Here is a 13,008-nt window from a genome sequence, read left to right as displayed (position 1 = left end):
CCCTGCTCATAGGGGGTACGTGGGGCGGGCGGGGCTCGAACCCGCGACCAATGGATCGCGACCAATGGATTATGAGATCAATCAGGCTTGCCGCTGTGCTGACCTGGCAAAAACCCGCTGGCGGCCAACCAGAACGACAAAATTCGTTGGTCTTCAGATCTCCGGCACGCGGCCGTGTCCACAGCAGGCGGGATACCAACGTGCCTCCCCGGCTGAGCTCGAGCCTCATAGCTGAGCCTCAGCGGTCACACCAGCGCTAGCGTGACCGCTGAGGCTCAGCTTCGCGACACTCTGATCACACGGCCGCGGCGACGAGTGAATGCAAGTGCCGGGCGACGGCGAGGCTCACCAGCGCGGCGCTGGCCGCACCGGAGCCCAACCCCGCGATCAGCCCGGGGACCACCCCGTAGTGTGCGGCAATCGGCATTCCGGCCGTTGCGGCGGTGCCCACCCCAGCACACAGTCCGATCAGCATCGACGGCACCAGGATGCCCAGTGCGCGTGACGAAACCAACGGCCCCGCCGAGTGAGTGTGGTTCGCGGAACTGCCGCTTGACCGCTGCGCGCGGCCCGTTACCCTTGACATACTCGTCCTTCCGATCAATCACTGGTAGTGACGAGAACGGCCCCCGTTGCCGCGGGGGCCGTTGCCATATGGGCTCCGGCTGGGTCGTTCCCGTCCAACACAGCCTTCCCGGTGCACACGCCACCGTCAAGTGCCAGAAACGGCGCTTTTCGCCAATTGGCGAATCCAGCCGATGAGGCTGTACCGTGGGTGTATGGCGAAGCAGGTCGGAGCACTCGGTCCCACGGGGATTCGGTTGAGCCAACGCGTCCAGGACCTCCGGGTGGCGCGAGGACTCACACTCGCCACGCTCGCACGACGGATGGGTGAACTGGGCAGGCCGATCGACTTGTCGACGCTGGGGAAGCTGGAGAAGGGACAGCGCCGAGTCGATGTCGACGACCTGGTCGCACTGGCGCTGGCTCTGGAGGTGTCGCCCAACGGGTTGTTGCTGCCCGACACCGCATCCGGCGACCGGATTGACTTGACAGAGCGGTTTCGTGTGACCAGCAGCGAAGCATGGAAATGGGCGGTTGGCGACCAGCCGACGGATCCCTTGTCTCTCGCTCTGCAACGCCACGAGCCCAGCAAGTCGTCGACGGCACGATCCGCGCTGCCACTTCCGCACAACGAGCGGGCAGACCATCGCGACCTCGTGATCGCGACAGCGACCCAGATACGAATGACACTGCACCACACGCTACTTGCCGATATGGCAGTGACCAAGCCCAAACGCCTGGAACGCGCAATGGACTACCACGCCGAGGATATCGCCGGAGCCTGGCAATACGCCACGGAAAATGATCTGCAATGGTTCCTCCAGTCGGCCAGTCCGGACGATCCGTTGATCGCAGCCTGGCGCAAGCAGCTCGCGACGTGGGACCTCAGCGACAACCCCTCCTGGTCGCAGTCCGAACCACGTACCCAGCAGCGGCGAGCCGACCTCTACGATCGGCTGGCGCTGAGCCCGGAAACGCGCAAGAGGTTCAACGAGGCCTGCCCGATCGCCGAAGCGCTGGGTTCAGTGCTCATCGACACGGTCTTCGAGCCCTGGTACACCCCGCATTCACAGCTGCAGCGGGCATGGTATTGGCCGCGATATCGAGAGCTGCTGGCCAACAAGGGCTGGCCAACCACGGCCGTGCACAGGCTCGATCTGGCCACTGACGCCATCGTCGAGCGCTTGGCTGATCCGACGCGTCCGCATGCCTACCAGTCCAAGGGCTTGGTGGTCGGCTACGTCCAGTCCGGGAAGACCTCACAGTTCACCGGTGTCATCGCTAAGGCCATGGACGCCGGGTACCGCCTGGTGATCGTTCTCGAAGGGGCGTGGAACCTGCTGCGGGAACAAACCCAACGCCGGCTCGACCAAGATCTCGTCGGCCGCGAGAACATCCTGCGCGGGGTGAGCGAATACGAATCCGACTACTGCGACGACCCCTCGTGGTTGCACGGTCAATTCATCGAATTCGGCGGCATGCCCTCGACTCTCGGCGGCTTCGACATCGTTCGCCTCACCACCCGCCACAGTGACTACAACTCACTGCCACCAGGAAGCAGCGCCCTCGAGTTCGACAAGCAGCAACCGGAACTGCCCCTCTATGACGACCGCAATCTGCATCGCTCCGCGGCGCGGCTGATGGTGATCAAGAAGAACAAAACCATCCTGACCAAACTGGTACACGACCTGCGCCACCTCCAGACCCTCCACGAGATCCCGGCCCTGATCATCGATGACGAATCCGATGGAGCCACGATCGACACCGCCCGGCTCGCCTCGGATTCCGAGCCCGGCACCATCAGCAACCTGATCGGACAGCTGCTGGAGATCCTGCCGCGCGCTCAGTACGTGGGGTACACCGCGACACCGTTCGCGAAGGTCTTCATCGATCCGCAGGCCAACGCAGAGACCTTTCCCAAAGACTTCATCCTGTCGCTACCGCGCCCCGAGGGATACATGGGTGCCAGTGACTTCCACGACTTTGGAACTGCCGGTTCGCAACACGAGCGCACAGTCGCGAATTCCAATGAGCTGGCGTATGTCCGCGACGTGGATGTCGACCGCGACGACGACACCCAGCAGCTGGAGCGGGCTCTGGATACCTTCGTGCTGACCGGCGCCATGAAGCTGTTTCGAGAAGACCGAGATGGACTGGGCGAGGGCCACTTTCGTCATCACACGATGCTCGTCCACGAATCCCACCGGATCGAGGACCACCGCGAACTCCTCGGACGAATCGCCAAATTGTGGTGGCAGGCAGGCTATTCCAGCTCACGAGGCCACGAACGACTACGTGATCTGTTCGACGCCGATATCGCGCCGGTGTCGGCAGTGCGCGCCGAGGGTTACGCCGTGCCCGTGTCATTCGACGAATTGATGCCCTACATCGGCCCCGCCGTGGCCCGCGTCGGCGCCGACCAGAAGCCGATCGTCATCGTCGATAGCGGCAGCGATATCAACACCGGCGACATTGATTTCGACCGCCGCACCGTCTGGAAAATCCTTCTCGCCGGCCCCAAGCTGACACGAAGCTTCACTATTGAGGGCCTGACAGTCTCGTATGTCCGCCACCGCGCCCCTGCCGCCTCCGCGATGAGCCAGATGGGCCGATGGTTCGGCTTCCGCCGCGGCTACCGAGACCTCGTGCGGCTCTACATCAGCCGCGAGGACACACCGGGCACCCGAGGGGGCGATCTTTACCGGACGTTCGAGTCAATGTGCGAGGACGAAGAGGCGCTGCGTGCCGAACTGGCCCACGAGTCGACGACCCTGTACGGCGGACAGCCGCTGACCCCTGACAAGGTTCCGCAGTTACTCGCCCGGCATGTGTCACTGCGGCAGTCGTTGACCTCTCACCCGACCGCCACCTGATCACCGTCAGCTGTACGTTCGGTCCCGACGACAGGGATTGCCGACGGTTATCGGCAAGAAAGCTCGGTTGCGCATCCGTGATCCTAGGATCGCGTCGGCCGGGCTTCCACTAGTCGCCACTAGAGCGCGATCAGTGGATTAGGAGGTCAATCGAGCATGCGACTGCACTGAGCTGGGAAAACCCCGCTCGAAGCCGACCAAAACGACAAAATTCACTGGTCTTCGAGTCCCCCGCCTCCAGCCTCGTCTCGAGCGAGGCGGGGTCTCGACGTGCCCCCGGCCGGGCTCGAACCGGCAACCAGACGATTATGAGTCGTCGGCTCTAACCTATTGAGCTACAGGGGCGTGCCTTGGGCACCCTAGCAAGACAGTGGTCGTCCGACAAACCAAACCTGGGGCTTGGCACCGACGCTCGACCAACCCAGTCCGCCGGAGCAGCTCGGCCAGCCGACCATACGGACACGTGCACGTCCTGATCACACCGCTCCGCCCACGAAACGCCTCATCGGCCGCGAACCGTTGACCAGCCTGGCTAGGAGTCGACAGTAGGCAGCCAGCTAGCCCGCTGATACCCAGCAGCTGAGGTCACGTACAGGCAGTCTGGCTCGCTGAGGGGTGAGTGGAAGGCACTGTAATGCCGATGATCAAGTAGCGCATGACAGTCGTAAACACTGAGAGACAGCGTCCCTCATGTGACACTCGATCGCGCTTCTGACTGAGTTCGGACGACGAAAAGAACGCTGTCGTCGCCCATGCGGCCCCCAGCGCCCACCGCATATAAACCCGCCACCGACGAACTCCCCGTCTGGCAGCCTGCGGCCCTCGCCGTAACCGCGCCGCATCTCCTTGCCGCAGACTCCGCACCCTCGCGGCACCCCGAGCCACTACCCACCACCGGACGATGAGGCCGACCTATGCGCCTCGCACCCGAGATCTCCTTGCCGAGACTGCCTCCTACCGTTAAGGCGCCCGCCGGCTTGGCAAGAGCGACAGAACAGTCCGACGTTGGGTGCTGCCAACAAGCATCGACTCCACGTCGTCATGAGCGCGTTCCCGTAGCCTCGTGACGTCCGCGACTGACGCCTGTCGGATAGGGGAGGAACAGCTGAGCATGCCCAAGATGGATTGGGTTTTGCACGGTGACGGAAGTACACCACGGCTCTTCGTCGAGGTAGAAGATTCGTCACCAGCAAGACCGGCTCAGTCGGCTACTCAGAGCAGCTGGATTCCGCGAAGATGTCAAGAACATGTCCATCGACGAACTGGAGACCTCGCTCGACACCTATACCCCAGTGCCGGAGATCGTGTCGAGCGCGTTCCTGTTGATCTTGGGGTTCTTCATCGGCCAAACCGGCAGCGACAAAGGCAAGTCCGACCACACTTTGTGGACGCGGACTGTATGTGAGCGACAGGCCACCCCCCCGCTGGATTCACCGAAAGGGACCGGCCCGCCTTTCCACAGTCCCGCAAATCCGAGGCGAACGGCCGCAGCCTCGCACCGACGCAATCGACTCAGAGTCAGGGAGAACCGCACCGTGGCAAGCGATCATGAACCGATCCAAGGCACACCACTGATCGGTGCAGACGGTGCCGTCTACTACGTGAAGACACCTACCGTTGTCTCAAGAGAGCAGGCAAATGCCTTGCTAGAACTAGCGGGGATTCCCCGCGACCTCAGCAACCTTACGCTTGCGGAGCTGAATGACGTTCTCGACAGATTGAAGACCATCGGTGAGACGGCAAAATCTCGCGCGGGGACCGAGTATCAAATGCCTGACGGAACTTTCGGTTCTTGGTCTCCATTCTTGCGCCGGGTCCGCGAACGTAGGATGGACGTGACAGCCCGAATCTCCACGCTGGCTAGACACGAAGCAGTTGATGAGTTCGAGGACGCCGTCAAAGCCTCGGTTGCAGACCCTAAGACACAGCACCTGGTGTCAGAGCTTGCAGCGACAATGACGAAGCGCCTTGATGATCTCGACGCCAAGCTTCACACGCCGATTGACGACGGACTTCTAGAGATGCGCAAGATCGAAGCGCAGAGAAAGAAGTGGGAGATGTGGTGGAGTCTCCTCCAGCGCGAACCAGTCGCAGTCTTGGTCGGTGGAATCTTGCTGCTCGGGTTTAGCGTCGTTCTCGTTGTCGCGATGTTCCTCCACACCGTTGTGCCGGAGGTCCTTACGAGCATGGTCTTGCTGATCTTGGGGTTCTTCTTCGGCCAAACCACCAGCGGCAAAGGAAAATCCGGAGACCACGACTAGTCACCAGTCGACCACCAGGCTGCGCCGGAGCATGTCCGCTCACGCCGAGTTTGGTGCGCTTCGACTCGGGTGGGGCCGGCACAGGCGAACATGTGCATCCACGATCGCCGTAGGCGTGATGAAGTAGCGGAATGGAGAAACCCGTGGACCTCGATGCACACGCCACCAGGTGGAGGCGTGGCGAGGAATGGAAGCCGTTGGACCCGAACAACGTCACCGAACGCGAATACCTACTGCAATTTGCCTCGCGCCCAGGCATATACATCGGCTTCACAACCGTTCGAGGTGTGACGTGCTTCCTCGACGGTTACGACTACGCCGTGCGACGGTCGGGTGGCCAGGGGCTGCACGGCTTTCGCGACTGGCTTCTCGCCAACCACCTCCGACGCGAGAGCAACTTCACCTGGCCGGGCGTGATCAAGCAGATCGCCTTGCCCGAACGGGACTCTGACACAGATCTCAGTCCCGAGGAGGAACTCCGGATCCTCGAGGTGTTGTTCGACCTGCTCGATCGATTCCTTGCAGAACGTGAAAGCCTCGGATGAACATCCGCTCATACCGCTTACAAGCCTGTTCGAACCAGCCAACCTCCGCCAGCTGGCCAGTGCCTCTCCATCGCGTCTGCCCGTTGGCGAAGGTCATCCGCGATGTCGGTCCCACTCAGGCCCGAACATGTACAAGCTGTCGGCTGCCTCGTGCCGGAACCTACAGCTTGACGTCGGCACTCCCAGGTGTTCGTCGCTCCTGACCGGGTGCGGGGTTTGTCGCGGTCTTCTGCCACGGCGCCTTCGGATCACCGAGGGTGTCGAGCATGAACTGGCACCACAATCGGGCCGCGTTGACGGCGAGCCGGGCATGGCGTGGGCCCAGCCCGGCCGGGGCGGTGTCTCGCCCGTGGCCGGTGCCGTAGTCGTTGCGTAGCTCGGCGATCCCGCTGGTGATTGTCAGCGCTGCTCCGAGGACCTTGCGGATCGTCTGCGTCCCGTCAGGGTCCTGACGGTTCTGGGCGGGATGGAGGTGCAAGGACTCTTCGGCTATTTTCACCAGTTTCGGCAGGTCGTACCCACTGTCAAACTCCTGGTCGCGCTCACGCAGAACCAGTTTGGCCGTGCTTTCGACGAGCTCTTTCGCTGAGCCGATCGCCAGTGCCGGGTCAGCGCGAACGACAGCGTGCTCGATCCGCTCGAGATGCTCGAAGATCACAGTCGTGTCGCGCAGATCTGCCAGGTCCGCGGACTGGAGCACGATCGAACGTCCCCCCAAGAACCGGCCTGACTCGTCGATCGTGTAGCCGTCGCGGGCGAAGAGCCGGCGAAGCCGTTCGATGAGGTCGGAGGGATCCCATTCGGGGGTGTCCGGGTGGAAGAACAGATGCCGGATCGCGACTTCGAAGACCCGTATCGCCCGAGCGACGTGCCCGGGATCGGTCCAATCGACCTGGTCGAGGTAGCCCTGGAACCGGGTCACGCGCTGACCGCCCACGGGCTCGGGGTCCTCGGCGGGCGGAGCGAAGAGCTCGTCTTGCCACATGTCGTCGATGTCGCGCAGCACAGTCCCGCTCGTCACATCCCGCACAGCTTCTCGGGCGCGTAGGTTCACCAAGTCACGTGCTGGCTGGGTCATACCTGCCACCATCGGATCATCATGTCCGGCAACTTATCTCACTGGTCGAGACCCCGTTTCGCTGCTATGGCACAATGCTCCTGGTCACCGACGGCTTCTTGGCTGTTCGCAACGACCCGACGCGCATTTGCCCACGCCGCGACCTGCACGTTCCAGCCGGGCAGGCCAGCAGAACGCGCCGGGGTCGGATCCGAGGTGCAGCGCGGTTGATCGTCAATGGTTGCTGGTCATGAGCGAGCTCGGCCGGCAGTGGACTCAACCCGTGGTCTGTGACCGATGTCCGCACCCGATCTCTGAACACACCGTCTGGAAGCCGGACGAGCGGTGCGGCGCGCTGGTCGGCGAAATCGTGCTCCACAGCGAACGACTCGACATCATCAACAAACCTGACCAGGTACTTTTCACCTACAGGGTGGTCCCGGGCTCACCATCGGACGCCGGCCTCCGCAAGCTCGCTTGACCGAATCCGCGACCGAGCGCAGTGGGCGTCGTGGCCCGGCAGGGGCATGGCCGCCGGGCCTGGTAGAAAATGGGGCGGAGCCCGTGCCTGGTAATGACAGGCACGGACTCCGCTCGATTACTATTCGGTTGTGTCTTGAGCGTTCAGTCGAACAAGATCGACTGGTCCTGGTGGGCTCTCCGGTCGCGGTCTTCCCCGTAGGTTCTGGCCAGCCGCTGCACCTTGTAATTCGGTAGGTCGAAGTCCACGGTGATCGCGGCAACAGGCCGATGGGCCAGATCGCGGCCCCGAGCCGGGGCGGCGATGACCAGCGCGGGCTCCGAGGGTGCTGGCGCGGGTGGCGTGGCGACGCGGCCCCGCGTGGACCGCCGCGCGTGTCAAACGACCGCCTACTTGAATCCCTGCTGCGCTACGGCTTCAGCCCGGCAACCGACTGAGCTACCGCCGCCACCGATGCTGAGGTTCTACAAATATTCAGCACCGATGGCCGCCCCTTACGAGGCGGCAGTCCCGGTCCCATGGCGTCCGGAGACGACATCGGGTCGGGTAGACGCTTCGTAGCCTCCTGCCTTCGCCGCCGTTCGGGCGGCGAAGGTCTTGTGGACGGCTCCACGTCCTTTTCCAGCCGGAACGCTGGCGGCCGGGCTGCTCCCGGTACCGGTCCTCGAACCCCGATGGGGCATGACGCCGAGGCGGGCGAGGTTGATCGCCGCGTTGAGGTCCCTGTCGATGACCAGACCGCAGGGATGGCAGCGGTAGGTGCGTTCGGAGAGCGGGAGCTTGGTTCTCGCTCCGCAACCGGAACACAGTTGGGTCGACGGATAGTGGCGGTCCGCGGCCAGGACCGTGCGGCCGGACCAATTGGCCTTGTACTCGAGGATTGAACGGACCCGTCCCAAAGCTGCGTCGCCGATTGCCCGGTTCAGTCCACGTTTGCGACTCCCGCCCCGACGGTTCATACCGGCCAGGTTCAGATGCTCCACCACGAGGACGTCGTGCTTGCGGACGAGTTCCGTTGTCGCTTGGTGAATGGCGTTTCGGCGAAGATTGGCCACGCGCGCATGAGTTTTCGCGATCGTCCGCTGAGCTTGCCGCCAACGCCGGGAGGGCGTCCGTGGTGCCGCCGCGCGACTGTCCCACGGACCTCGGCGGCGAGCTGCGCGACGTTGCAGTCGGCACAGCCTGGCCTGCGCAGCGCGGAGCGGTCGGGGCGCGGTGACACGACCGACCTCCGCTCCATCGGGTGTGGCCATCACCAGCAGATCGCGGACACCTACGTCGATACCGATGACCGGGTCACGGGACCGTGCCTTGGCCACAGACGGTTTGGGCCTGACGAGGGCATGAAACGAGCAGAACCAGCGGCCGCCGTCACAGCGCACGGTGGCCGACAGGATCCTCGCCGATCCCTGTTCGAGCCTGCGACCGAGTTTCCGTGTCGATTCGTGGGTACGGATCCTTCCCAGTCTGGGCAAGGTCACATGGTGACGATCAGGTTCGACTCTGATCGCACCGGTTGTGAATCGAACGGACCGGGCCGCACGGTGTTTGGATTTGAAACGAGGGAACCCGGCGCTCCCGGCACGCTCACCTTGGCGTGACTTCGACCAGATGTCTAGGCCGTCCGCCAATGCGGCGAGCCCGGAGTTGTATGCCTCCTTGCTGTTTTCCGGCCACCACGGGGCTGCGTCGTTCTTCCGCTGATTCCAAATCTTGCGAAGGGAGGGAAGGGACCAACTCACTCCCGGAGTCAGCGCTTCGCTGGATATTCCGTAGGACCGTTCCGCGTTGCGCTGATCCATCACGGCTGTTACCCAGGTCAGCATGTGGTTGTAAACGAATCGGGCGGCACCGCAGTGAGATTCCAAAGCCTCGACTTGGGCGGACGTCGGATCGAGGGCATAGCGATATGCCCGAGCGATCCAGCCGTCCTGGTGAACCATGACGCCGATCATGACAGCAAGGTCCGACAAGTAGCCCCGCCTCGCGGCCGCAAGGCAGGACCGGCAGCGGCTCAGGCAGGGCCGTCGGCGATCTTGTTGAGTTCGAGCTGGTAGTAGAGGATGCCGAAGACGAACTCTAGGAGGGGGCCGGCGACGGGGGCTTCGGGGTGGCGGTGGGGTGAATCATATTGTTGTCGAGTGGTTTTCGAGTTCCGGACGGAACCGGCTCCAGGAACGTATCCACCAGATCGTGACCTGGTCGCGAAGCGTTAATCTGAGGTGACCACCAACGGCAGGGAGGCACAGGATGTCGAGTCTGTTCGGGAACGTGCTGAAGGCGCATCAGTGGATCTACGAGAACAGCCATGGGGCGATCGGGCACAAGTTGTTGTTCGGGAATCCGACGCTGTTGCTGCGGACCGTTGGGCGGAAGACCGGTCAGGAGCGCACGAACGCGCTGACCTATGCCAAGGACGGCCGGAGCTATCTGGTGACCGCTTCCAATGGCGGGTCGCCGCGGCCGCCGGGGTGGCTGGCGAATGTGAAGGCGCGGCCGGAGTGTGTGATCCAGATCGGGACCGAGCGGATTCCGGTCACGGCCACCGCCATCTATCCGAATAATCCGGACTACGCGCGCCGGTTCCAGCTGGCCGACAAGGTGAACAAGGGCCGCTATACGCAGTATCAGACCATGACGTCGCGGCCGATCGCGGTGGTGGTGCTCACACCGCGCTGACACGCGGGCAGCTGGACCGGGCCGCTAAGGGTCGGCTACCCTGCTGGGCAGAGGGGAGTACTTCCCACGAACCATTCCGGTCAGTACGGGCCGCGCCGTCGCGTCCCCCGGGTGGTTGCCCACGGTATCCGCGGGTGAAGGAGACCTCGGCTGGTTTGCCATGTCCGAGGAGGTCCCATGAGTGCTACCCCCACTCTTCTAGCCGCTACCCCCGTCATCGACAGCATCGGAACGCCCTGGTTGTGGGGTGGGACGATCGCCGCGGTGCTGGCGCTGCTGGTTCTCGATTTCACGCTCACCCGCCGCCCGCACGAGGTATCCATGTGGGAGGCCCTCGGCTGGACGGCCTTCTACATCGCCCTGCCGGTGGCGTTCGGCGTGTTCCTGTGGTTCAACAACGGCGGCGCCCCGGCGATGGAGTTCTTCACCGGCTACCTGCTGGAGAAGTCGCTGTCGGTGGACAACCTGTTCATCTTCATGCTGCTGCTGTCGGCGTTCGCGGTCCCGGCGGCGCTGGCCCAGCGGGTGCTGCTGTACGGCATCGCGGGCGCGCTGGTGCTGCGCGGCATCTTCATCGCCCTCGGCGCGGCCGCCCTGGCCACCCTGGACTGGGCGTTCCTGCTGTTCGGCCTGATCCTGCTGGTCACCGCGCTGAAGCTGCTGGCCGACGCGGCCGGCGGACACGAGCAGGAGCTGGACGTATCCAGCATGAAGTCGGTGCGGCTGCTGCGCCGCATCTGGCCGGTCACCGACGATTACCGCGGCACCAAGATGGTCGTGAAGGAAGCCGACCCGGACCGGCCCGGCACGCTCCGCCGCGCCCTCACCCCGCTCGCCCTGGTGGTGGCCGCGGTCATGGCCACCGATATCGTCTTCGCGGTCGACTCGGTCCCCGCGGTGTACGGCGTCACCGGCGACCCGTTCCTGGTCTTCGCCACCAACGCCTTCGCGCTACTCGGCTTGCGCGCACTGTATTTCGTCCTGCACGCCGCCCTGTCCCGCCTCGTGCACCTGGCCTACGGCTTGGCCGCCATCCTCGCCTTCATCGGCGTGAAGCTGGTCCTGCACTGGGCCCACGGCATCTGGAGTGGCGTTCCCACCATCCCGACCGCCGCCTCCCTGGCGGTGATCGTGGTGGTGCTGGCGACCGTCACCCTCACCAGCATCTACGCCACCCGCGGCGACGACGAGCAGGCAGCCGTAGCCGACGTGCAGTGAGCCGGCGCGGCGTAAACCGATGCTGCTGAACCGATTCCGGCGTCCACCGCTCGATAGGATCGATCGAGCGGTGGACGTCGCCGGACTAACCGCCGCCACCGCCGCACCCTCCGCCGCCGCCACCGCACCCCCCTCCGCCGCCGCAGCCGCCACCACCGCACCCGCTGTGCCCGCCGCCGCACCCGGCGGAGCCGCCGTCGCCGCTCGCTCCGCCATTGATCACGCCACCGGAACCGTAGATCGCGCCACGGAACCGGCCGCCGCCTGCCCGCCACCGCTCCGTTCGGCGCTTGGCCTCGATATCGGCGCGGATGCCCGATGCCACCCCGTAAATCAGCACGCTGACGAACCCGATGCACAGGATCACGGAAATTATCGTGCCGATCATCGCCGGCCTCCTCCCCCGTCTCGTGGCAGCCGTGACCGCGAGATACGGCCGAAAGTACGCTCCGGGAACCGCTTCGACCAACCTATTTATCGGGCCCTGCCCAGGCGCGGGATTGGACGTAACGTGTAGCCATGTTGCTGAACCGTTCTCGGCGTCCGAGCATCGAGCAGGTCAATCGGGTGGTCGACGCGCTGGAGCTTCCGGAGGCGGTGTTCAAGACCTGCCCGTGGCAGCCGCGGGAGCTGGTGGAGACCGGTTTGCGGCAGTGGTTGCGGTGTTGCGGCGCGGCGATGCGCGACGATCGGGTGATCGGGATGCCGTCGCACGCGGTGGATGAGGCCTGGCACGGGCTCATTCTGTGCACGAAACGGTATGCGCGGCTTTGTGATGACGCGTACGGGCGGTTCCTGCACCATTTCCCGGACGGGGAGGGCACCGGCTCCGGGGACCCGATGGCGGAGCAGTTGGGGCGCACCGTGGTCGCCTGGTCGTTCGTAGCGCGGCCGGGCGAGGAATGCGTGCTGTGGGACCTGGACAGCGTTGTGGGAGTGGACCATCCGTGGGGTATCCCCACCGAGCGGGTCCACTCGATCGAGGCGGCGCTGCGGGCGGGCTAGTTGCCGCCGCCTCCGCCGCACCCGCCGCCACCGCAGCTGCTGCCACCGCCGCAACCGCTGTGCCCGCCCCCGCAACCGTGGTGGCCGTGGCTTCCGCCCCCGCTGTCGCCGGAGTCGCCGCCCCAGTAGCCGCCGCTGGAGCCGGAGTCCCAGCCCCTGCCGCGTCGTACGCGCGATCGATCGCGTTCGCCCAGTTTGGTGACCACCGACACGGCGACCAGCGTGAACACGATGATGACGACAATGAATCCGATAGCGACCATCGTCGGCCTCCTCCCCCGTCCCGCAGCCCCTGTGGCTGCGAGGCTGAGCCGAAAGCTACGCG

12 protein-coding genes and 1 tRNA gene are annotated in these 13,008 nt (G+C 64.4%); 7 read left to right on the top strand and 6 right to left on the bottom strand.

Going from position 1 to position 13,008, the window contains the following annotated elements; translation table 11 throughout:
- Positions 1-295 precede the first annotated feature (295 nt).
- Complete coding sequence (locus tag ACWELJ_RS10140; RefSeq protein WP_452365840.1) at positions 296-514, bottom strand: hypothetical protein; 219 nt, start codon at positions 512-514, stop codon at positions 296-298.
- A gap of 265 nt (positions 515-779) precedes the next feature.
- Between ACWELJ_RS10140 and ACWELJ_RS10135 the strand changes: the two genes are divergently transcribed.
- The gene (locus ACWELJ_RS10135) at positions 780-3,437 is read left to right on the top strand and encodes a Z1 domain-containing protein (protein ID WP_452365839.1); all 2,658 of its coding nucleotides are present in this window, start codon (positions 780-782) and stop codon (positions 3,435-3,437) included.
- 271 nt (positions 3,438-3,708) lie between these two features.
- Here the strand turns inward: ACWELJ_RS10135 and ACWELJ_RS10130 are convergent.
- A tRNA-Ile gene (locus ACWELJ_RS10130) sits at positions 3,709-3,782 on the bottom strand.
- Between the two features lie 902 nt (positions 3,783-4,684).
- Between ACWELJ_RS10130 and ACWELJ_RS10125 the strand changes: the two genes are divergently transcribed.
- Both ACWELJ_RS10125 and ACWELJ_RS10120 read left to right on the top strand, forming a co-directional pair.
- Positions 4,685-5,698 carry a hypothetical protein gene (locus ACWELJ_RS10125; protein WP_452365838.1) on the top strand — a complete coding sequence of 338 codons (1,014 nt, stop codon included), beginning with the start codon at positions 4,685-4,687 and terminating at the stop codon, positions 5,696-5,698.
- 143 nt (positions 5,699-5,841) lie between these two features.
- Complete coding sequence (locus tag ACWELJ_RS10120) at positions 5,842-6,243, top strand: hypothetical protein (RefSeq protein WP_452365837.1); 402 nt, start codon at positions 5,842-5,844, stop codon at positions 6,241-6,243.
- Positions 6,244-6,403: 160 nt separating this feature from the next.
- On the opposite strand, the gene ACWELJ_RS10115 is transcribed toward ACWELJ_RS10120, so the two are convergent.
- Complete coding sequence (locus tag ACWELJ_RS10115) at positions 6,404-7,249, bottom strand: abortive infection family protein (RefSeq protein ID WP_452365836.1); 846 nt, start codon at positions 7,247-7,249, stop codon at positions 6,404-6,406.
- Between the two features lie 301 nt (positions 7,250-7,550).
- Here ACWELJ_RS10115 and ACWELJ_RS10110 point away from each other — a divergent pair, with 301 nt between their 5' ends.
- Positions 7,551-7,781, top strand: a complete 231-nt coding sequence (locus tag ACWELJ_RS10110) for a hypothetical protein (RefSeq protein ID WP_452365835.1) — start codon at positions 7,551-7,553, stop codon at positions 7,779-7,781.
- 494 nt (positions 7,782-8,275) lie between these two features.
- On the opposite strand, the gene tnpB is transcribed toward ACWELJ_RS10110, so the two are convergent.
- Positions 8,276-9,736 carry an IS607 family element RNA-guided endonuclease TnpB gene (gene tnpB, locus ACWELJ_RS10105; protein WP_452365834.1) on the bottom strand — a complete coding sequence of 487 codons (1,461 nt, stop codon included), beginning with the start codon at positions 9,734-9,736 and terminating at the stop codon, positions 8,276-8,278.
- 295 nt (positions 9,737-10,031) lie between these two features.
- Here tnpB and ACWELJ_RS10100 point away from each other — a divergent pair, with 295 nt between their 5' ends.
- On the top strand, positions 10,032-10,460 hold the full coding sequence (locus tag ACWELJ_RS10100) for a nitroreductase/quinone reductase family protein (RefSeq protein ID WP_452365833.1): 429 nt from the start codon (positions 10,032-10,034) through the stop codon (positions 10,458-10,460).
- Between the two features lie 177 nt (positions 10,461-10,637).
- Positions 10,638-11,678, top strand: coding sequence for a TerC/Alx family metal homeostasis membrane protein (locus tag ACWELJ_RS10095; RefSeq protein WP_452365832.1), 1,041 nt, complete (start codon positions 10,638-10,640; stop codon positions 11,676-11,678).
- Positions 11,679-11,763: 85 nt separating this feature from the next.
- Here ACWELJ_RS10095 and ACWELJ_RS10090 read toward each other — a convergent pair whose 3' ends face one another.
- Positions 11,764-12,066: a hypothetical protein gene (locus ACWELJ_RS10090; RefSeq protein ID WP_452365831.1), complete on the bottom strand. Its 303-nt coding sequence runs from the start codon at positions 12,064-12,066 to the stop codon at positions 11,764-11,766.
- 131 nt (positions 12,067-12,197) lie between these two features.
- On the opposite strand from ACWELJ_RS10090, the gene ACWELJ_RS10085 reads away from it, so the two are divergent.
- Positions 12,198-12,683, top strand: coding sequence for a hypothetical protein (locus ACWELJ_RS10085; protein WP_452365830.1), 486 nt, complete (start codon positions 12,198-12,200; stop codon positions 12,681-12,683).
- Here ACWELJ_RS10085 and ACWELJ_RS10080 read toward each other — a convergent pair.
- On the bottom strand, positions 12,680-12,946 hold the full coding sequence (locus tag ACWELJ_RS10080; RefSeq protein ID WP_452365829.1) for a hypothetical protein: 267 nt from the start codon (positions 12,944-12,946) through the stop codon (positions 12,680-12,682). The two genes, ACWELJ_RS10085 and ACWELJ_RS10080, sit on opposite strands and share 4 nt — an antisense overlap.
- Between the last annotated feature and the right edge of the window lie 62 nt (positions 12,947-13,008).

It is taken from the genome of Nocardia sp. NPDC004582 (assembly GCF_053602115.1).
Note: the sequence above shows the minus strand (reverse complement) of the source record. Positions and strands in the feature narration are given on the sequence as shown.

Bases quoted from the DNA above. Each gene is read 5' to 3' on its own strand.
- ACWELJ_RS10135 (WP_452365839.1), top strand. From the start codon at position 780: ATGGCGAAGCAGGTCGGAGCACTCGGTCCCACGGGGATTCGGTTGAGC.
- ACWELJ_RS10125 (WP_452365838.1), top strand. From the start codon at position 4,685: ATGTCCATCGACGAACTGGAGACCTCGCTCGACACCTATACCCCAGTG.
- ACWELJ_RS10110 (WP_452365835.1), top strand. From the start codon at position 7,551: ATGAGCGAGCTCGGCCGGCAGTGGACTCAACCCGTGGTCTGTGACCGA.
- tnpB (WP_452365834.1), bottom strand. From the start codon at position 9,736: ATGATCGGCGTCATGGTTCACCAGGACGGCTGGATCGCTCGGGCATAT.
- ACWELJ_RS10100 (WP_452365833.1), top strand. From the start codon at position 10,032: ATGTCGAGTCTGTTCGGGAACGTGCTGAAGGCGCATCAGTGGATCTAC.
- ACWELJ_RS10095 (WP_452365832.1), top strand. From the start codon at position 10,638: ATGAGTGCTACCCCCACTCTTCTAGCCGCTACCCCCGTCATCGACAGC.
- ACWELJ_RS10090 (WP_452365831.1), bottom strand. From the start codon at position 12,066: ATGATCGGCACGATAATTTCCGTGATCCTGTGCATCGGGTTCGTCAGC.
- ACWELJ_RS10085 (WP_452365830.1), top strand. From the start codon at position 12,198: ATGTTGCTGAACCGTTCTCGGCGTCCGAGCATCGAGCAGGTCAATCGG.
- ACWELJ_RS10080 (WP_452365829.1), bottom strand. From the start codon at position 12,946: ATGGTCGCTATCGGATTCATTGTCGTCATCATCGTGTTCACGCTGGTC.